Consider the following 19,497-nt stretch of genomic DNA (forward strand, 5'->3'; position numbering starts at 1 on the left):
GCCGGCTACTCGCTCGTATGCTCGGTTCATGACCGATCCTCAGCGCGGACGCCCCACCACCAACTCCATGCGACGTGCCCTCAAGCGTGCCAGAGACGGTGTCGCCCTCGATGTGGCCGAGGCCGCCGTCCTGCTCCAGGCGCGCGGCGACGATCTGACGGATCTCGCCGCGTCCGCAGCCCGGGTACGGGACGCGGGCCTCGACGCGGCGGGGCGGCCCGGCGTCATCACGTACTCCCGCAAGGTCTTCATCCCGCTGACCCGGCTCTGCCGGGACAAGTGCCACTACTGCACCTTCGTCACCGTCCCCGGCAAGCTCCGGCGCGAGGGACACGGCATGTTCCTGTCCCCGGACGAGGTCCTCACCATCGCCCGTCAGGGTGCGGCGATGGGCTGCAAGGAGGCACTGTTCACCCTGGGCGACCGGCCGGAGGACCGCTGGCCGGAGGCCCGGGAGTGGCTGGAGGCCGAGGGGTACGACGACACCCTCGCGTACGTACGGGCCATGGCGATCCGTGTCCTGGAGGAGACGGGGCTGCTGCCCCACCTCAACCCGGGTGTGATGACCTGGACCGACCTCCAGCGCCTCAAGCCCGTCGCCCCGTCCATGGGCATGATGCTGGAGACGACCGCGACCCGTCTGTGGTCCGAGCCCGGCGGCCCGCACCACGGCTCCCCGGACAAGGAACCGGCCGTGCGGCTGCGGGTCCTGGAGGACGCGGGACGCTCCAACGTCCCGTTCACCACCGGCATCCTCATCGGGATCGGCGAGTCGTACGAGGAGCGCGCCGACTCCCTCTTCGAGCTGCGCAGGACCGCCCGCGCCTACCACGGCATCCAGGAAGTCATCGTCCAGAACTTCCGCGCCAAGCCCGACACGGCGATGCGCGCCATGCCGGACGCGGAACTGGAGGAGCTGGCCGCCGCCATCGCCGTCGCCCGCCACCTCCTCGGCCCGTCCGCCCGCATCCAGGCCCCGCCGAACCTCGTCGACTCCGAGTACGCGCTGATCGTCGGCGCCGGGATCGACGACTGGGGCGGTGTCTCGCCGCTCACCCCGGACCATGTGAACCCCGAGCGCCCCTGGCCGCACATCGACGAGCTGGCCGCCAGGACCGCCGAGTGCGGCTTCGCACTCCGTGAACGCCTCACGATCTACCCGGAGTTCCTCCAGCGCGGCGAGCCCTGGCTCGATCCCCGGCTCCTCCCGCACGTCCGCGCCCTCGCCGACCCGGAGACCGGGCTCGCGAAGGGGGGCGTGATCCCCACCGGTCTGCCGTGGCAGGAGCCCGACGAGGAGTTCGGCGCCTCCGGCCGTACCGACCTGCACCGCACCATCGACACCGAGGGCCGCACCGGCGACCGCCGCGACGACTTCGACGAGGTGTACGGGGACTGGGAGGCGCTGCGGGAGGCGGCGGCGCCCGGCATGGTCCCGTCCCGGATCGACGGCGATGTGAAGGGCGCCCTGAGCCAGGCCGCCGCCGACCCGACGAAACTCACCGACGCCCAGGCACTCACCCTGCTCCACGCGGACGGCCCCGCGCTCGACGAGCTGTGCCGGATCGCGGACACCCTGCGCCGGGACGTGGTCGGTGACGACGTCACGTACATCGTCACGCGCAACATCAACTTCACCAACGTCTGCTACACCGGCTGCCGCTTCTGCGCCTTCGCGCAGCGGCGCACCGACGCCGACGCGTACACCCTCTCCCTGGACCAGGTCGCCGACCGGGCCGCGCAGGCCTGGGACGTCGGCGCGGTCGAGGTCTGCATGCAGGGCGGCATCCACCCGGACCTGCCCGGCACGGCGTACTTCGACATCGCGAAGGCCGTGAAGGCACGCGTGCCCGGCATGCACGTCCACGCCTTCTCGCCGATGGAGGTCGTCAACGGGGCCACCCGCACCGGCCTGTCGATCCGCGACTGGCTGCTCGCCGCGAAGGAGGCCGGACTCGGCTCCGTCCCCGGCACGGCGGCGGAGATCCTGGACGACGAGGTGCGCTGGGTCCTCACCAAGGGCAAGCTGCCGACGGCGACCTGGCTGGAGGTCATCAGGACCGCCCACGAGGTGGGCCTGCGCTCCTCCTCCACGATGATGTACGGGCATGTCGACCAGCCCCGCCACTGGCTCGGCCACCTGCGGACCCTGGCCGGTCTCCAGCAGGAGACCGGCGGCTTCACGGAGTTCGTGACGCTCCCCTTCATCCACACCAACGCACCCGTCTACCTGGCCGGCATCGCCCGCCCCGGCCCGACGGACCGCGACAACCGGGCCGTCACCGCGATGGCCCGCCTGCTGCTCCACCCGCACATCACCAACATCCAGACCAGCTGGGTGAAGCTCGGTACGGAGGGCGCGGCGGAAATGCTCCGCTCGGGCGCGAACGACCTGGGCGGCACCCTGATGGAGGAGACCATCTCCCGGATGGCCGGGTCGAGTTACGGCTCGTACAAGTCCGTGCGGGACCTGATCGCGGTGGCCGATGCCGCGGGCCGCCCGGCGAAGCCGCGCACGACGCTGTACGGGGAGGTCCCGGAGGAGCGGGTGCGGGCGGCCGCCGCCTCGGACGGGCATCTGCCGGAGCTGCTGCCGGTGGTGCCTTGAGGAAGTAGGCGCGGGAGCAACGGAGTTGGCGGCCGGTTGGCCGGGCGTATCGCCCCGGCCAACCGGCCCCCGGCCGGGCGGAGCCGCGTCAGTCCAGACGGCGCGGGCTCCCGAGGAGCCCGCTCTCGACGTCGGTCGGCACCATCTTGACCAGCTTCCGGTGCTTGGTCGTGCACCACAGCATCATGTCGTCGCCGAGCGAGGGCAGCGCCTCCGCCTGCACCCGGGGCAGCCCCAGAATGCGCCCGAGGACCTCCGCCTCCTCGGGGGAGACCCGCTGGATCCCGACCAGTCCCGCGTTCTCCAGCAGCCGCGGGGCCGTGGGGCCGAGGAACGGCAGCAGCGTCAGTACGGACTGCCACGGTCCGGGCGCCAGCCGGCTGCGCGGTGGCCGGATGCCGCAGTCCCGCACGATCAGGACGGGGCCGGTGACCGACGCACCCTGCGGTCCCACCTGCTTGACGTCGTGCACCGTCATGCACTGCTGACCGCCGCCGGCCGCGTGCGCGAGCCCCGTCCACGCCTGGGGCCTGGCCGTCTCGACGGCGACGCGCGCGCCGGTGCCCGCGGTGCGCAGCGCCAGCACCTGCGCCGACCACACACCGCCGATGACCACGACATCGAGCTGGGAGGGGCGGAAGAGGCCGAGCACGGCGGGCTGCCTCTTCGCGTCGACCCCCACCACGACGCCGTCGTCGCCGAGGGGCAGTGACAGCGCGGCGAGCTGTTCCGCGGGCAGCACATGCCGGTCGCGGCGCGGGCCGAGCAGGCCGAACCCGGCCCTGCCCCGTCCGGCCGGCGGGGCGGAGGCGGCCGGACCCGTGGGGCCGGCGGGCGTCGCGCGGTGGGTGGTCAACGGGTACCTCCGAGGGGCAGGGTGGCCAGCACACCGGGAAGCTGTTCGCGGTCGAGCCGCACGAGGCTGACCTTCACAGCGCGTGCGGTGCGCTCCAACTGCCGTCGTAGTGTCACAAGTTCGTTACTGTCGCGCGCGGTGAGGCGGACATATCCACTGACGGCCGGGGTGCCGCCGGTGCCGCGCGACACCGCCATGCTGAAGGTGGTGGCGGCTGCGGGCATCGACGTCAGGAGCGCCACGAGTTGAGCCGTGGGCGCCGCCTCCGCGCCCAGGTGCGGCCAGCGGCCGACCCAGTAGGTCGTGTGCCAGCGGTCGTCGCAGCGCCAGGCGCGGGTGGACTCCGTGGTGCGCCGCAGCGGCACGTCCGCCCGCATCGCCTGCGTACTGGCCTGGGGATTCACCCCTGCCGACGTCGCGAGTGCGGACGTCACCTGCGCCTCGGTCAGTACCGAGGTGTCGAACCCCGCCCCCGCCAGCCGGCTCGCCAGCTGGTCCGTGGCCCGCAGCAGTGCGCGCTGCGCCCCGCCGATCCCGCCGCCGCGTGCGCCCACCGCCTCCGGGCACAGCTCCGGGTCGAGTTTCAGCGCGATCCATGTCAGCCGGACCGCCGGTGTGCCGACCTGGGCCTGGAGCGGTGCGTACGACCGTGCCGCAGCGGCCTGTTCGGGCACGTGCGGTCCGGGCGCGGGCTGGGTGTGCTGCACGACCTGTACCGACTCCAGCCGGATGTCGTCGACCTCAAGGGCGTCGTACAACAGCCCGATCTCCAGCGGCCGCGCGTCCCGGGCCGCCCGCAGCGGTTCGTCCCTCGGCTGCACCAGCAGCAGTGCGGTCAGGAACGTTCCGTCACCCACCATCCCGATTCCGCGTTCGCGCTGCCGGTCGGTGTAGGCGTACGTCCGCAGGGCCGACTCGCACTCGACGACCGGCGCCAGCGCGGGGTCCACTCCCTCCGCGGACCAGGGCCGCCGCGCGGCCCTCAGCCGGCCCCGCAGTGCCAGGATCGCGTTGAGCCACTCCATCACCGGCCGCCCACGCCGTCGCAGAACCGCCAGCAGCACCAGCCCGGCCGCGACCACGCCCATCGGCACCAACAGAACCCTGTTCGTCACCCACGCGATCAGCATCAGCGCGCCGGCGACTTCCAACAGCACCACCTGGTGCAACCGCACCCTGCCGATCCGTCCCGGCTTCGGGTGCACGCTCATCACTGCAGTCGTCGCGCTGGTCATCCCCCGGTATGTCCCTCCGTGTCACGGCACTACGGCGTGTGCGAGCCGGCCCGCAGCCATCGGCGCACCGGCCCGCGAGCGCCCACTGTCCCACGCCCGACGGTGAGGAGGTCGAACGGGGGTTCACGGTGCGCCCGGCCGGGCGGGGGTCCTGCGGCCTTCCCCGAGCGAGGACCCGCACGGCCGTGAACGAGCGTGGGCGGGCATAGTGGGTGCCGCTCGCGCGGCAGCTATAACCACGGGGAGAAAAAGGGCAGATGGCATCACGGCGGGACGAACTCAATGCCTACACCTTCGCGAAGAAGCGGCTGACCGCCGCCTTTCTGCAACCGTCCGCCGTCGGCACGGACGAGGGGGCGCCGCGCCCCCTGCGTGCCGTACTGCCGGGAGTGGTGGTGGGCGCCCTGCTGGTGGCGGGCTTCGGGGCCTGGGGCATCTTCAAGCCCAAGGTCCCGGACGGCTGGGACGAGCCCGGTGCCCACGTCATCGTCGGCAGTGAGTCGACCACCCGCTACGTCGTCCTGGAGACCGACGGGGTCAAGCGCCTGCACCCCGTGCTGAACTTCTCCTCCGCCAAGCTGCTCCTGGACCCGGACAACTCCTCGGTGATCCAGGTGGACGAGTCCGAGCTCGACAACGGGAAGATCCAGCGCGGCCCGATGCTCGGCATACCGTACGCACCCGACCGGCTGCCCAGTGGGGACGACGCGGGCAGGAACAAGCTCTGGGCGGTCTGCGAGCAGCCCGGTGCCGGAGCGGATGCCGCCGTGCAGAAGGCCGTCTTCCTGCTCGCCGACCGGGAGGCCGGCAAGGTGGGCGGCAAGCGGCAGCTCCGGCCCGGACAAGCCCTCTACGTCGAGGCGGACAGCGGGAACGGCACCCGGTACCTGGTGGACGCGGACGGCACCCAGCACGTCATCGGGAAGGCCGGTGGCGGCAAGCTCTCGGCCCGGGACGAGGTGCTGCGCCGCTCGCTGTTCAGCGAGGGGGCGAAGCCCCAGAAGGTCACCAAGGACTGGCTGGGCACCCTTCACACCGGCGCGCCCATCGACTTCCCGAAGCTGCCCGGCACGGTGGGCGGCCCGGCCGGCGTCGCCGGCCTGGATCCCGCGCTGAACAAGGTGGGCACCGTACTCAAAGCCGTGGCGGGCACCGGCATGCAGCAGTACGTCGTCCTGCCGGGGGCGGTCGCTCCGGTGTCCGACCTGGTCGCCAGGCTGCTCCTGACGAGTCCGGAGGCGGAGGTGCTGGGCCAGAAGGCGCAGGCCATCGAGGTCGGACCGCAGTCCTTCACGCCGTCGCCGGAAGGCTTCTACGCGAAGTACGGCTGGCCGGAACAGGTCCCGACCCAGGTCAACGACACCTCGGCCCGGACCGGAACCGTCTGCAACGTGCTGCACGGCGTGACCGCGGCGGGCAAGCCGAAGCTGACCACCTGGGCCGGACCCACGTATCCGGTCGCCTTCCTGGACGGCGCCACGAGCGCGTACGTCACGCCCGGCAGCGGCGAGCTGTACCGGCAGTTCAACGGCGCTTCCCCCACGACCGGTTCGCTCTTCCTCGTCACGGACACCGGGCTGCGGTACGCCGTGCAGACGAACAACGACAGCAGCGCGGATCCCTCGAAGATCGGCGCCTCCCCCACGCCCAGTGCCGAGGAGATGGGGGCCGCCGACGTCAACCAGGCCCAGATCAGGCTTGGTTACAAGGACGTGAAGCCGCTGCCGGTACCGGACAACTGGTCCGCGCTGCTGCCCAAGGGGCCGCGACTCGACACCAACAGCGCCAAGCAGCCGCAGAGTTCCTGAGAACGGAAGGGAGGAGGCGCGTGATGATCACTCGCAGGGGGTTCCGTTCCTCGGCCGTCGTGCTGCTCCTGATGGGCTCGGTGGCAGCCGGCCCGACGGCGTACGCCCGGACGCCCGCGGCGGCACAGGACGCCGACGCGCAGACGGGTTCCGAGGGCAGCGGTGAGTGCACGTTCCCGATGCCGAAGCAGATCCAGGGCCGCCCCTGGGCGCTCCAGCGGCTGGTCTTCGACCGGCTCTGGCAGGACACCAAGGGGAAGGGCGTCCGCGTCGCGGTGATCGACACCGGCGTCGACGCCACGAATCCCCAGCTGAAGACCGCTGTCGACCGCGCGTCCGGGACCGATCTGCTGCCGCCGGCGAAGGACGGGACCCAGGACCCGGCCGCGGGCGCCGCCAAGGGCAGGCGTGACGGCACGACCGATGTCATCGGCCACGGCACCAAGGTCGCCGGCATCATCGCGGCCCGCGCGCGTCCGGGCACCGGATTCGTCGGTCTGGCACCGGAAGCGACGATCATCCCCATCCGGCAGAACGACGACAAGGGCAGCGGCACCGCCGCGACGCTGGCCACGGCCATCCGCCACGCCATCGCGAAGCGTGCCACGGTCATCAACATCTCCCAGGACACGGTCAAGCCGCTGAAGGCCGACTCCGACCTGGCACGCGCGGTGCGCGAAGCCCTGGACAAGGACATCGTCGTGGTGGCGTCGGCGGGCAACGACGGGCTCGCCGGCAAGGTCAAGCTGACGTACCCGGCGGCCTATCCGGGCGTCCTGGCGGTGGCCGCGTCGGACCGCAACGACGAACGGGCGCCGTTCTCCCAGACCGGACCCTTCGTCGGGGTCGCGGCACCGGGCGTCGACATGGTGTCCACCGTGCCGAAGGGCGGCCAGTGCGTCGACAACGGGACGAGTTTCTCCGCCCCCTACGTCGCCGGGGTCGCCGCCCTCATACGGGCCAAGCACCCGGACTGGAAGCAGTTCCAGGTGGTCGCCCAGATCGAGCAGACCGCCGAGCGCGCGGTCAAGGGGCGCGACGACTTCATCGGCTGGGGAGTGGTCGATCCGGTGCGCGCCCTCAACGAGGACGAACACCCGGTGAACGCGCCCACCCCGGACCGTGCCGTGTCGGACGGCCCCGTCGGGCCCGAACCGATCGCACTTCAGCTGGGTGAGACCCGGCAGGAGCGAAACTCCCGGATCTCGACATATGCACTGGCTGCCACGGGCCTTCTCGTGTCAGTGATCGCAGGTGTCGCGATTGTGCTGCGGGACCGTCGCAGGCGCGTAACTAGGTGAATAACCAACAAAGCCCTTTATCGCAAAGGCTGTTGGAATGATTGGTGGCCGCAGCTAAGCTGATAATTGATAACTTTGGTCCGGTGTACGCGCGGTAGCGACAGGTAAGCAGCCCGCGACATTCGATTCATGGGGGAAGGTGCGTTATGGGAGACAAGCTCAAGCTCTCAGCTGATCAGATTGACAGCCTCATCCGCGAGCTCGGCCACATGCACGACACGCTCCAGGGCAGGATCACGCACCTCAACGGCGTCATCGACGCTGTTGAGGGCCACTGGAAGGGCGTCGCGGCCAACGCGTACAACGGCCTCCAGACCGAGGTCAACCTCGATGTGCGCAACCTGAAGGAACTCCTCGAATTCACCAAGGAGGCCGTCCAGATGAGCCGTGACGGCTTCGACGCCGAGGAAGTGGAGCAGCTCAACAGGTTCAAGGGTGTCGACGGCGGCAACCTGGGCAGCAACGGCGTCCTGGACAGGTTCCAGGTCTCCTCCTAGTGCCCCTTCCGGCGGTTTTCGCCGGTCACGGCACTGGCAGGCAGCCGAATTCGCTGCCTCACGCCCTCACTTCACCTCGCTTCGCGTCAGGAGACTTCCATGGAGATTACGTACTCAGGGGTTGTTGAAGCCTCGAACCAGGTCAAGTCGACCGCCAACACCATCAAGACCCAGCTCGACGAGCTGAACACCAAGGTCAAGGCCGTCGTCGCCACCTGGGACGGTGAGACGCAGCGTGCGTTCCACGACCGTCACAGCGGCTGGGACACCAAGGTCAACCACATGCACCAGACCCTGCTGACGATCTCGACGCGGCTCATGGAGGCCACCGAGGGCTACCGGGCGAACGACCTCGCCCAGTCCCGGCGCTTCCAGGGCTGACCCAGGCTCCGATGAATCACGACGGAACCAGCACGCTGTGGGTGTGGGATGCGGTCACCGCATCCCACACCCGCGCCTGTGGTTCCGCGGCACTTTAGGGGAGGTGCTTCCATGGGCGCTCTACTTCCGGACGATCCGACCACAAAGCCGTCGGACCTGGACACACCCACAGAGTCTCTGCAGAAGTTCAAGATTCGTGTGGACAAGCTTCTCACCGCGCTCGACGGGTCACCCGCCGCACACGGCCGCATTACGGAACAGAAGGTCAGCCCCGGCGCGTACGGGACGAACTTCCCGGAGGCCATCGGGCTCTCCGGCGCGTACGACAAGGTGCACGCGCGTCTGGTGGAGCTCTCCAGGACGCTCGGTGACCAACTCGAAGCGATGGGCATCACCGTCGACATGGCCGACCGCGGCTACCAGAACGTCGACCAGGAACACGCTGACCGGCTCAACGCCATCCAGAGGCGCACCGAGGCCGGCTACAGGAAGCCCGGATCCGAGAAGGACCCCGAGGCACCTTCGGTGGACGGGACCGGAACGGGTTCGTCCAGCGGCCAGGACGGCATGTAACAAGTGAAGGGAACGGGGGACAGGGAAGCGCATGGGTGACTCGAAGAAGCTGCCACCACTCAATGCCTGCTACAGGACGACCGATTTTGAAAGCATGCCGTACGAGACCATGGTCGGCATGGTCCGCGGCACCGACCCCACGGCGATCATGGCCCGTGGCACCGCTCTCGTCGACGCGCAGACCGAGATCGAGAAGATCGGCACCGAGCTCAAGGCACACGTGGGCCGCACCACCTGGAAGGGCAAGGGCGGCGACGCCTTCCGCGAGTGGGGTGACGGCTTCGCCAAGGAGACCCTGAAGCTGGCCGACTACGCGGGCGGCGCGGGCACCGCCATGCAGACGGCCGGCCAGGCGCTCAGCGAGGTCTCGAAGGTGGTCCAGGGGCACCCCGACGCCACATCGATGTGCTACGCGGACGAGGCGAAGGAAAAGGCCCGGCTCGCCGCCGTGGAGACGGCGCGGAACGAGGCCATTCCGCAGATGAACAAGCTGGCCTCGTACTACCTGATGGCGGAGCAGACGATCTCCTCGCAGGAGGAGCCGAACTTCAAGCCGCTGCCGGCGGAGGCTCTGCCGAAGAGCCCGGTCGACGGTGGGAAGACGCGCATCAGCACGCCGGGAAGCAGCGCCGGCTCGGTGACGGGTACGCAGAGTGGAAGCGGTTCGCCTAGCAGCCATCACTACAGCGTCTCGTCGCCCAGTGGCGGAACGGGGTCGTCTTCCGCCGGTGTTCCCATTGTCCACACGCCGCAGCACGTCGGCGCGGTTCCCGGGGCTCCTGACAACACGGGGACGAACATCGACACGGTGACGATGCCGCAGGCACCGCCGACCACCACGGCCCCGCCCACGGCCGGACTCCCCCCGCAGCCCCCGACGGGTGGCGGACCTCCGACCTTGCTGCCCCCGGTGGCGATGCCTTCGCGTACGAAGCCGTTCGGGCCCGGGGACGACATCGGCCGTATCACCCCCACCGGACCCGGCGGCAAGGGCCCCGTGGAGAGCGTCCGGCCGCCCACGGTCACTCCCGGCAGAGGGGTGGACAGCGTCCGCCCTCCGCTGACGGCTCGGGCCGACACCGGCATCCACGGCGGTACGCCTGCGCATAACCAGACCGGGACCGGGCCGGTCCGGAGCACGTCGCGCGGCCTGGTTGCCGGCAGCGAGAGGCAGACGACCGGTCACGGAATGATGGGCAATACCGGCGGCCACGGAAGCCCCATGGGGCGGAGCACCGGCATCGGTGGCTCGCAACGTCTGGTCACCCAGCCCGGTGGCACCGTGCGGGCTCCGCGCGGGACGCAGCCGGGAGCGGGACGGGAATTCACCCAGGGCGGCACAGGTCTCGTCCGTGAATCGCCGCGCACGGGCGGCGCGATGGGCCCGATGGGTGGCGCGTCCCAGGGCACGTCGCGACGTTCGCAGCGACGTGATGGCGCGCATCCGGACTATCTCGCCGAGGACGAAGAGAGCTGGACCACGGGGGACGACGGCGTCGTCCCTCCCGTGATCGACTAGAGCCGGTTCCGGAGCAGCGTCGCCGGACGACGGACAGAGAACGAGTGGGTGGCATGAGGTCAACGGTCAGGCGACGATGCAGGCGTGCGCCGGCGGTGGTGGCAGCGCTGGGGTCCCTGCTCCTCATCGGCGGCGCCATCGCCCCGGCCGCGGCCGCGGACACCATGCGCGAGCGCGAGTGGTACCTGGACCGGATGCAGGCCGGTGAGATGTGGAAGACCAGCACCGGTAAAGGGATCACCGTCGCACTGCTCGACACCGGTGTCATTCCCTCTGTTCCCGAACTGACAGGGAAGGTTCTTCCGGGAAAGAACTTCGTCGAGCCTCAGCTGGGCGCGCACAAGGACTCGGACGGGCATGGCACCGCCATGGCCATGCTCATCGCAGGGAACGGTGCGAATGGTCAGGGCGTGAAGGGGCTTGCTCCGGACGCGCGCATCCTCCCGTTGACCGTGTTCGGATCAACCAAGGAATCGGGAACCAACAGCGTCCCGGCGCTGGTCGAGGCCATCCGGTACGCAGCCGACAGCGAAGCCCGAATCATCAACATGTCGTTGGCGTACGAGGCCTTCTCGCTCGACGAGGACCAGCGGGACGATCTTCAAGAGGCAGTGGATTACGCCGTGGATCGCGGCAAGTTGCTTCTGGCGGGCACCGGCAACAGGGGCGACAAAGGGAACAGAGCCGCCTACCCGGCGGCCAGTCTCGGCGTCGCGGGCATCGGGGCAGTCGACAAGACGTCCTCGGTCACGAAGTTCTCGGTGTCGGGGCCCCAGGTGGCGCTCGCCGCCCCCGGCGAGGACATCCCGATCCTCTGCGGCGGTGGCACGCCCGGTTACTGCACCAGCTGGGGCACCAGCCAGGCAACGGCCATCACCTCCGCCTCCGCCGCCCTCATCTGGTCCAAGCACCCCTCCTGGACCGGCAATCAGGTGCTGCGCGTCCTGATGAACACCGCGGGCAAGCCCACCGAGGGCAAGGTCCCCAGCCGCTACATCGGCTACGGCACGGTCCGTCCCCGCCTGGCCGTCCTCGGCGACCCGGGAGACCCGGGTCCGGCCGACGTGAACCCCTTGGTGGCTGCCCGGTCATCCCAGTCCAAGGCTCCGTCCGCGTCGCCGTCGGAATCCGGCGGATCCGACACCTCGGCCCCCTCGAAGCAGCCGGCGTCCACCGCTCCCTCGGCAGCGTCCTCCGACAGCGAGGGCGGTGGCGCGACCGTCTGGATCATCATCGGCGTCGGTGTCGTCGCCGTGGTCGGGGCCGTGCTCCTGCTGCGCCGGAGAGCTGCCGGTATCCGGCGCTGAGCCTGTGTCGTCACGCTCGTCACTCTCATCTGTGAAATCACCCGTACGCACATAGGCCAAGAAGAGGCATCGTGGACGAAGAATTCATACGCGGACTGCAGCAGTTCCAGGAACTTGCCTCGAATCTGCAGAACATGATGACGGACATGCAGAACCGGATGCCCCAGGGTGCCGAAGGAACGGACGCCCAGGGTGCCGTGACCGTACGGATGGCGGCGGACGGGCTTCCGGAATTCATCCGGGCCACGTCGGACTGGCGGCGTCGGCAGGAGCCGGAGACTGTCGGCGCTGCGGTCAGCGAGGCTTACGGAGCGGCCATGAGCCAGCAGATGACGGCATGGGCCCAGGCACTCGAGGATGGCAACTGGCAGGCCAAGGCGGACCAACTGGACAGCCAGGCGCGCCAACCGGCCCCTCTCACGGGGCAGCCCGACATTCCCGAACGGGACCTGCGCTATGTCATCTCCCGCCCCCTCGACGAGCTGGCCGAGGATGTCCTTTCGGCCTTCGACGTGGTGGACCGGATGGACGAGACGGCGTCCGGTCCGGCCGAGGTCGAGGGAACGTCCGCCGGCCGTCATGTGACCCTCGTGGTGACCAAGGGCGCTCTGCGCTCCTGCGAGGTGGATCGGCAATGGGCGGCCGGACAGTCGTACATCGGCCTGAACCAGGCTTTTGAAGAGGCCCTCGATGATGCCAGGGACAAGCTGAGCCGCGCTGAGGCTGCCGGCGCGGACGGCATCGCAGGCCTGCACGTGGACAGTCTGCTCGATGAGGCGCTGGCCATACTCCGGAATCCGCAAAATTTCATTGACTGAGTTTCGAAGGGCAGGTCGAAATGGCAGATCTGAAGCACATCACCGATGCGCTGCGGACCGAAGCGGGAATGTGGGACAAGCAGAGCGTTTCCCTGGGGGAGGTGTCCCGCGCGACCGACGGGATGAGACTGACAAGTCTCGAGGCGGGCCTCTTCTTTCTGGTTGCCTCCAACTACAACGAAGCCATCGATCACATCTCGTCCCGATGCTCCGAGGGAGAAAGCCGCATGGCTGAGGTCGCAGATGCATTGATCAAGAACGCGAACGCCTACGACAATCACGAGGCGGAGACCACCAAATCCGTCGAAGACGCCTACTGACAAGGGGAATTCTCAATGGCGTTCAATGTGGCTCAAACGCAGGAGACAGTAGGGAAGCTGAACTCCGGCGTTACGAAGATGTCGACCAAGTTGGACCTCATCGGCCCGGCCGTCGAAAAGGCGATGAACCACTGGTACATTCCGGATGCCATCGCCAAGCCGGTGATCTGGGCTGCAAACAAGTTGATAGAGCTCGGATGCTGGATCCGGGACAAGGTCGTCGAGTGCCTCAAGGGCGCTGCCGCACCAGTGCTGTTCTTTTTGGATGCGCAGGAATGGCAAGGGCCGTCGATCCGGGGGAAGGCCTCGGGCGTTGCCGGGAACGTTGCGGGGGAAGCGCTCAAGGCGCCCCTCAGCTGGACGGGCGAAGGCGCCACGGCGTACGTCGGGGCCGTCAAGGGTCAGCCCGTCGCGGCCACTCAGATCGAGACGACATCCGATAAGCTTGCCACGGCATTGACGCTTTGCGCGGTGGCCGGAGCGGCATTCTATTTGGCGCTGCTGGCCGTTTTGATCAAGGCCATCCTTGTCATGGTCGCGGCGGCCGCTGCGGCGGCCACCGGCGTAGGGGCGCCGGTGGGCTTCGCAGCTGCCGTAGGTGAAGCGCTGTCGGATGCTGGCATCATCACCGGGCTTGTGGTAACGCTGACAGGTGTGGTCACGGCGCAGGCTGGTCAGATTGCCGTTGCCAAGGGTGAAGCAAACGACAACAGTGCCTTCCCGGGAGGCAAGTGGCCGACCGCGACTGTTTGACGCAGGTGTGGCGCTGTCGAATTGATTCCGCAAGCCCGGCAGTGCTTGACGATGCCGGGAAGGCGGGATCTTCTGAATGACGGGTGATGATTTCGCATGTACTGGATTCGGGTGCCGCTCTGGTGTGCCTCCCTGGCCTGCTTCTATGTGGTGTTCGCTGTTCAGCCTCATAGTCTGCCGCTGACAGTCCTTCTTTGCGGCCTGTCCGTTCTCCTTCCGAGCTTTGCCGAGGGATACGCGCAGCGGCGGCGTCAGAAGGACTGGTACGGACAGTTCGGGTCCATCGACGCGTTGCGGTCGGTCGTGACGGACGAGGCGGAACTTCGCCGGATCCGGGACGAAAAGGGGTTGTTGGTGGCTACCCGCCGGTTCAGGCGCCAGTTTCCCCGGTGCCCCTTGCCCGAAGCCCTGAAGCTCGTTCAGTCGCTGTGACCGCTCACGCCCTCCCCGCGGGCGCCCGGTTCGGAACAGGCCTTCCTGGGACGTCATGGGCCCGACGGCTGTCGGGTGCCGGCAGGGTCGCCTTCTGCGGAATACCGGGCGTCATCCTGGCTCAGTGCAACAGAACCCGGCGACGCGAACGCGTCGCCGGGTTCTGCGCGTCCCGGAACCGGGTGCCCGGGCTTCTCGGATCAGCAGACAGGTGGATGTCATGCGTGGGCGGCGGACAGCTCTCCGGGTCGCCGGGATCGTGGCCGCCGGAGCGGCGCAGTTCACGTGGTGACGTTGCGCCGCCGGCCTGGACAGCTCATACGGGGTGTACCACCACGCCTCACCGGCGGGTAGTTGAGCGCCATGCACTCGCCGCCCGAACCTCGACGAAGGCAGCATCATGACCACACCCTCACACACCACCGAAGGGCTCCTTCTCCCCGCTGAGCGGGCACGCCGCGGCGGGTTCTACCTCGGGTTGATCCTCGCGGCGATGCTCTGTCTGGTGCTCCTCGAAGCACTCGTCCTCTTTGTGGTCGGCGTACTGATCATGGGCGAGGGCATGGGGTTCATGGGCGAGGCGGGTGTCGCCGGCTATGCGGGACTGCCGGTGCTGGGAGGGGTGGTGGCCCTGCTGCCGCTGATCGCCCTGGTGTCGCGAACACCGGCCCTGCGCATCGATCCGGGAGGCATGAGCAAGGTGCGGCGCGGGGGCACGGAGACCGTGCGGTGGGCTGATATCGACCAGGTTCGGTTCAACAGCAGGCAGAGCCTGCTGCTGCTGGAGCTGAAGGACGGGGCTCTTCCCGACAGGCCGATCGCGGGTGGTGGGCGGAGGATGGTCATTCTCTACTCGCTCGGAGGCTCCCTCTGGCGCCGTCGGAGGCCGAATCACGCTGCCTTGATCGTTGAGGCGGTCGAGCGCTTCGCGCCAGGAAAGTACACCGCCGAACCCCGGAACCCGGGCAGGGCCGGCGCGTAGAAGCTGTGCCGCCTCGGCGCGCAACGGAGGAGGGGGTCGGCCCGAAACCGGGCTGACCCCCTCCACTGTTTCCCCGCGTCCCGCTCAGCCCAGGTCCGGCGGCAGCCAGCCCGTCTGGATCAGGGCAGGCGTGCCGCGGCGGGAGACGAACAGGCCCCGGCCCGGCGGAAGAGGACGGGCCTTCACATCGCCGAGGAGCTCGCCCTCACCGGGGTGACCGGACAGGACGACGCCCTGCGCGCCGAGTTCCTTGAAGCGCTGGATGAACGGCTCGTACGAGGAGCGGCCGGCGCCCGCGCTGCTGCGCGCGATGATGAAGTTGACCCCCGCGTCACGGGCGTAGGGCAGGTTGTCGACCAGCTGTGCCATGGGGTTACCGGAGGACGTCGCGACCAGGTCGTAGTCGTCGACGATGATGAACGCCCGCGGCCCCCGCCACCAGCTGCGGTTGCGCAGCTGCTGCGGTGTCACGTCGGGGCCGGGGATCCGGCTGGTGATGAGGGTGTTCATGTCCTGGATGTACGTGTCGAACGCGTTCTGCGTCGTCGAGTATCCGACCAGGTACGGCTCGGGCACGCACTCCAGCAGGCTGCGCCGGTAGTCACCGACACAGATCAGTGCCTCCTGCGGGGTGTACCGCTCGGTGATCTGCTTGATGAGCAGGCGCAGCAGGGCGGTCTTCCCGGACTCCGACTCACCGTAGACCGCGAACAGCGGGTCGGTGTCGAAGTCGACGAAGACCGGCGCGAGGTTCATCTCGTCGAGCCCGATCGAGACGCCGGGGCGCTGATCGCCGGGGCCGCTCGGCAGCTCCCGGGCGGAGAGCATCCTCGGCAGCATGCGCACCTGCGGGGCGTGCGGGCCGGGCCAGTTGTCGGTCGTGGCCTTGACGAAGGCCGCGGTGGCGCCGGACAGGGTGTCGGCGTCGGAGGAGGCGTCGATGCGCGGCAGCCCGCCCATGAAGTGCAGCTTCTCCGCGGTCAGGCCTCGGCCCGGAGTGCCGACGGGGACGTTCACCGCGATCTTGCGGTCCAGTTCCGAGTCGGTCGGGTCGCCCAGGCGCAGCTCCAGCCGGTTGAGCAGCTGGTCCTTGAGCGCCGCCCGCATCTCCATGTACCGGGCGACGGTGGCGACCAGGTGGACGCCGAGCCCCAGACCCCGGGCGGCGATGTCGGCGACGACGGGCTCCAGGAACTCGTAGTCCGTCTTGAAGGACTGCCAGCCGTCGATGACGAGGAAGACGTCGCCCCACGGCTCGCCCGGCAGCCGGCCCTCGGCGCGGAGCCGGCGGTAGGTCGCGATCGAGTCGATGTTGTTGTCCCGGAAGAACTCCTCGCGCCGGTTGAGGATCCCGGAGACCTCGGCGACCGTACGGCGGATCTTCTCCGGGTCCAGCCGGGAGGCCACCCCGCCGACGTGCGGCAGGCCCTCGATGGCGACCATGCCGCCTCCGCCGAAGTCCATTCCGTAGAACTGCACTTCGTTCGGCGTGTGCGTGAGGGCGAAGGAGCCGATGAGCGCCCGCAGGAGCGTGGACTTTCCGGAGCGGGGACCGCCGACGATCAGCATGTGACCGGCCGCGCCCGAGAAGTCCCGTACGAGGGAGTCGCGTCGCTGCTCGAAGGGCTTGTCCACCAGGCCGAAGGGGATGACCAGGGAGCCGTTCCGGTCGTACTGCGGGGAGTGCAGCCCGCGCTCGGGCGTCACCGCCAGCTGCGGCAGCAGCTGGTCGAGGGACGGGGCCTCGGTGAGGGGCGGCAGCCATACCTGGTGGGCCAGGGGTCCCTGGCCCTCCAGGCGGCGGGCGATGACATCGAGGACGGTGTCCGCCAGCGCGTCCGGGGTCGTCTGCCCGGGTGCGTGGGAGACGTACGGATCGGGCTCGGGGTAGTGGACCGCCACAGGGTCCGCGGTGAACAGCACGGGGCGCCGGTCGATGGGGAGCTCGCCGCTCCCGGTGACGGGGGCGGCCCCCGGGCGGTAGGTGCCCGACACATAGGCGGCCTTGAAGCGGGTCATCCCCTCCGTGCCGAACTTCAGGAACCCGGAGCCGGGCACCGAAGGCAGGTGGTAGGCGTCGGGCACGCCCAGCGCGGTGCGGGATTCGGCGGCGGAGAACGTACGCAGACCGATCCGGTAGGACAGATAGGTGTCCAGGCCGCGCAGGCGGCCCTCCTCCAGACGCTGCGAGGCCAGCAGCAGGTGCACACCCAGGGACCGGCCGATACGGCCGATCTGGATGAACATGTCGATGAAATCGGGCTTGGCGGTGAGGAGTTCACTGAACTCGTCGATCACCAGGACCAGCGAGGCGAGGGGCTCCAGCGGGGCCCCGGCGGCACGCGCCTTCTCGTAGTCGGTGAGGTTCGCGTAGTTGCCCGAAGCCCGCAGGAGCTCCTGGCGGCGCTGGAGCTCACCCGTGATGGAGTCCCGCATACGGTCGACCAGGGTGAGGTCGTCCGCCAGGTTGGTGATGACGGCGGCGACATGCGGAAGCTCGGACATGCCCGCGAAGGTCGCGCCGCCCTTGAAGTCGGCCAGGACGAAGTTGAGCGTCTCGGAGGAGTGGGTGACCGCCAGGCCGAGCACCAGGGTGCGCAGCAGTTCCGACTTGCCGGAACCCGTCGCCCCCACGCACAGGCCGTGCGGGCCCATGCCCTCCTGCGCGGCCTCCTTGAGGTCGAGCATGACGGGCGAGCCGTCCTCGCCGACGCCGATCGGTACGCGCAGCCGGTCGGCCGTCGACCGGGGCCGCCAGGCCGTCGTGGTGTCGACCGCGGCCGGATCGCCGATGCCCAGCAGATCCGTGAAGTCCAGGTTGGCGAGGAGAGGCTCGTCGTCCTCCGTGCCGGCGCCCATCCGCAGCGGGGCGAGCTGACGGCCCAGGGCCTCCGCGGTCTCGACCGGCAGGAAGTCCGGCACGCCGTGATACGTGGCCGCGGCCGACTCCAGCCGGAGCCGGCCGGGCCGCACGGCGATGTGCAGCTGACCGCGGGGCTCGTCCAGCTCCTCCGGAACGATCTCCACGACGGTCACCCCCTGCAATCCTTCCGCGGAGGCGAGCAGCGACTCCGCGGGCACGAGGCTGCCGTCCAGGACGAGGACCACATGAGGCTGGTCGAGGAGCGGCGCTCCTTCACGGTTGAACCGCGACCGGCCCTCAAGGGTGCCCTTGAGCAGCTCCTCGACCTCCATCAGGTTGTCGCCGAACAGCCGCTTCGTACCGGCCCCGTCGGTCGACCCGGGAGCCTGGGAGTGCGGCAGCCACTTCGTCCAGTCCCACTGGTCGGCCGCGTCCGGGGACACGGCCACCGCGACCACGAGGTCGTCGGGCGAGTGCAGCGAGACCAGACCGGCCACCATCGAGCGTGCGGAAGCGCGCACCGGCCCCGGTTGGCCCGAGACCACGACGTGGTAGAAGGCGCGGAGCGAGACCGCCATGGGAAGCCGGTCGAGCGAGCCGTGAGCGGCCAGGAACTGGTGCATGGCGCCGGCCGACAGCGGCTCCAGCTCCTCCAGCGGCGCGGTGCTCGGCGCCACCAGCGGCGTCCACAGCTGCTGCGGTCCCAGACCGACACGGACCTGTCCGAAGTCGTTGTCGCCGATCCGCCGCTCCCAGAGCCGCTCGCCCTCGGCGACCAGCGACCACAGCTGGTCGGGGTCCGGATGCAGATAGAACTGCGCGTCCCGCTGGATCCGTGCGGTCTTGCGTACCTTCCGCCGGGTCTGCGCGAGGTACTTCAGGTAGTCCCGGCGCCCCTCCGAGGCTTCGCCCTGGCTCCCCTTGCGGTGCCGTATCACCTGGGCTATCGCCATGGCCGCGGTCGACATCAGCATCATGACGCCCATGATCTTCATGAACGGCTGTGAGCCGGGCATGAAGAAGAACACCACCGACGAGCCCATGCCGAGCATGGGCAGGAGCTGCATGGCCATGCCTTCCTGCTGCCCGCGCGGCAGTTCAGGAGGCGACTCAAGTCTTACTTCCGCCGCGGATGTCTCGGGCGGCATGGCCCGAGGCGGGCGTTTGACGACGATCTGGGTCACCGGCGAATCAATCCCTCAGTGCGGCCCGGAGAGTTGTGGGCCGGCACCCCCGTGGCAGCG

The 19,497-nt window shown here is 69.4% G+C and carries 16 protein-coding genes; 13 read left to right on the forward strand and 3 right to left on the reverse strand.

Annotated features, from left to right (window positions below; translation table 11 throughout):
- Positions 1-28: 28 nt before the first annotated feature.
- On the forward strand, positions 29-2,608 hold the full coding sequence (locus ACZ4LX_RS14750; protein ID WP_467649288.1) for a bifunctional FO biosynthesis protein CofGH: 2,580 nt from the start codon (positions 29-31) through the stop codon (positions 2,606-2,608).
- Between the two features lie 88 nt (positions 2,609-2,696).
- Here ACZ4LX_RS14750 and ACZ4LX_RS14755 read toward each other — a convergent pair whose 3' ends face one another.
- Positions 2,697-3,464 (reverse strand): hypothetical protein, encoded by a 768-nt coding sequence (locus ACZ4LX_RS14755; RefSeq protein WP_467649286.1) that lies wholly within the window; start codon positions 3,462-3,464, stop codon positions 2,697-2,699.
- A complete protein-coding gene (gene eccE / locus ACZ4LX_RS14760) occupies positions 3,461-4,639 on the reverse strand; it encodes a type VII secretion protein EccE (RefSeq protein ID WP_467649364.1) in 1,179 nt (392 codons plus the stop codon). The genes ACZ4LX_RS14755 and eccE overlap by 4 nt, the downstream gene beginning before the upstream one ends.
- Positions 4,640-4,956: 317 nt before the next feature.
- Between eccE and eccB the strand changes: the two genes are divergently transcribed.
- From eccB to ACZ4LX_RS14820, 12 genes are all read left to right on the forward strand, one after another.
- A complete protein-coding gene (gene eccB / locus ACZ4LX_RS14765; protein WP_467649285.1) occupies positions 4,957-6,507 on the forward strand; it encodes a type VII secretion protein EccB in 1,551 nt (516 codons plus the stop codon).
- A 179-nt stretch (positions 6,508-6,686) separates the two neighbouring features.
- Positions 6,687-7,808, forward strand: coding sequence for a type VII secretion-associated serine protease mycosin (gene mycP, locus ACZ4LX_RS14770; protein WP_467649362.1), 1,122 nt, complete (start codon positions 6,687-6,689; stop codon positions 7,806-7,808).
- A 146-nt stretch (positions 7,809-7,954) separates the two neighbouring features.
- A complete protein-coding gene (locus ACZ4LX_RS14775) occupies positions 7,955-8,305 on the forward strand; it encodes a WXG100 family type VII secretion target (RefSeq protein WP_467649283.1) in 351 nt (116 codons plus the stop codon).
- Between the two features lie 99 nt (positions 8,306-8,404).
- Complete coding sequence (locus ACZ4LX_RS14780) at positions 8,405-8,686, forward strand: WXG100 family type VII secretion target (RefSeq protein ID WP_467649281.1); 282 nt, start codon at positions 8,405-8,407, stop codon at positions 8,684-8,686.
- A 111-nt stretch (positions 8,687-8,797) separates the two neighbouring features.
- Positions 8,798-9,259, forward strand: coding sequence for a hypothetical protein (locus tag ACZ4LX_RS14785; protein ID WP_467649279.1), 462 nt, complete (start codon positions 8,798-8,800; stop codon positions 9,257-9,259).
- Between the two features lie 94 nt (positions 9,260-9,353).
- Positions 9,354-10,778 (forward strand): WXG100 family type VII secretion target, encoded by a 1,425-nt coding sequence (locus ACZ4LX_RS14790; protein WP_467649277.1) that lies wholly within the window; start codon positions 9,354-9,356, stop codon positions 10,776-10,778.
- A gap of 95 nt (positions 10,779-10,873) precedes the next feature.
- Positions 10,874-12,085, forward strand: coding sequence for a type VII secretion-associated serine protease mycosin (mycP, locus tag ACZ4LX_RS14795; RefSeq protein ID WP_467649275.1), 1,212 nt, complete (start codon positions 10,874-10,876; stop codon positions 12,083-12,085).
- A 71-nt stretch (positions 12,086-12,156) separates the two neighbouring features.
- On the forward strand, positions 12,157-12,903 hold the full coding sequence (locus ACZ4LX_RS14800) for a hypothetical protein (protein ID WP_467649273.1): 747 nt from the start codon (positions 12,157-12,159) through the stop codon (positions 12,901-12,903).
- A 20-nt stretch (positions 12,904-12,923) separates the two neighbouring features.
- A complete protein-coding gene (locus ACZ4LX_RS14805; protein WP_467649271.1) occupies positions 12,924-13,223 on the forward strand; it encodes a hypothetical protein in 300 nt (99 codons plus the stop codon).
- 15 nt (positions 13,224-13,238) lie between these two features.
- Positions 13,239-13,976 (forward strand): hypothetical protein, encoded by a 738-nt coding sequence (locus tag ACZ4LX_RS14810; RefSeq protein WP_467649269.1) that lies wholly within the window; start codon positions 13,239-13,241, stop codon positions 13,974-13,976.
- A 96-nt stretch (positions 13,977-14,072) separates the two neighbouring features.
- On the forward strand, positions 14,073-14,408 hold the full coding sequence (locus tag ACZ4LX_RS14815) for a hypothetical protein (protein ID WP_467649268.1): 336 nt from the start codon (positions 14,073-14,075) through the stop codon (positions 14,406-14,408).
- A 400-nt stretch (positions 14,409-14,808) separates the two neighbouring features.
- Positions 14,809-15,390: a PH domain-containing protein gene (locus ACZ4LX_RS14820; RefSeq protein WP_467649266.1), complete on the forward strand. Its 582-nt coding sequence runs from the start codon at positions 14,809-14,811 to the stop codon at positions 15,388-15,390.
- 84 nt (positions 15,391-15,474) lie between these two features.
- Here ACZ4LX_RS14820 and eccCa read toward each other — a convergent pair whose 3' ends face one another.
- Positions 15,475-19,437 (reverse strand): type VII secretion protein EccCa, encoded by a 3,963-nt coding sequence (gene eccCa, locus ACZ4LX_RS14825; RefSeq protein ID WP_467649264.1) that lies wholly within the window; start codon positions 19,435-19,437, stop codon positions 15,475-15,477.
- Between the last annotated feature and the right edge of the window lie 60 nt (positions 19,438-19,497).

Source organism: Streptomyces sp. NPDC026062 (genome assembly GCF_055568375.1).

What these genes read in the sequence shown, in the direction of transcription:
- eccB (WP_467649285.1), top strand. Translation starts at nt 4,957, where the DNA reads ATGGCATCACGGCGGGACGAACTCAATGCCTACACCTTCGCGAAGAAG.
- ACZ4LX_RS14775 (WP_467649283.1), top strand. Translation starts at nt 7,955, where the DNA reads ATGGGAGACAAGCTCAAGCTCTCAGCTGATCAGATTGACAGCCTCATC.
- ACZ4LX_RS14785 (WP_467649279.1), top strand. Translation starts at nt 8,798, where the DNA reads ATGGGCGCTCTACTTCCGGACGATCCGACCACAAAGCCGTCGGACCTG.
- ACZ4LX_RS14790 (WP_467649277.1), top strand. Translation starts at nt 9,354, where the DNA reads ATGCCGTACGAGACCATGGTCGGCATGGTCCGCGGCACCGACCCCACG.
- ACZ4LX_RS14810 (WP_467649269.1), top strand. Translation starts at nt 13,239, where the DNA reads ATGGCGTTCAATGTGGCTCAAACGCAGGAGACAGTAGGGAAGCTGAAC.
- ACZ4LX_RS14815 (WP_467649268.1), top strand. Translation starts at nt 14,073, where the DNA reads ATGTACTGGATTCGGGTGCCGCTCTGGTGTGCCTCCCTGGCCTGCTTC.
- mycP (WP_467649362.1), top strand. Translation starts at nt 6,687, where the DNA reads ATGCCGAAGCAGATCCAGGGCCGCCCCTGGGCGCTCCAGCGGCTGGTC.
- ACZ4LX_RS14805 (WP_467649271.1), top strand. Translation starts at nt 12,924, where the DNA reads ATGGCAGATCTGAAGCACATCACCGATGCGCTGCGGACCGAAGCGGGA.
- ACZ4LX_RS14820 (WP_467649266.1), top strand. Translation starts at nt 14,809, where the DNA reads ATGACCACACCCTCACACACCACCGAAGGGCTCCTTCTCCCCGCTGAG.
- ACZ4LX_RS14780 (WP_467649281.1), top strand. Translation starts at nt 8,405, where the DNA reads ATGGAGATTACGTACTCAGGGGTTGTTGAAGCCTCGAACCAGGTCAAG.
- ACZ4LX_RS14750 (WP_467649288.1), top strand. Translation starts at nt 29, where the DNA reads ATGACCGATCCTCAGCGCGGACGCCCCACCACCAACTCCATGCGACGT.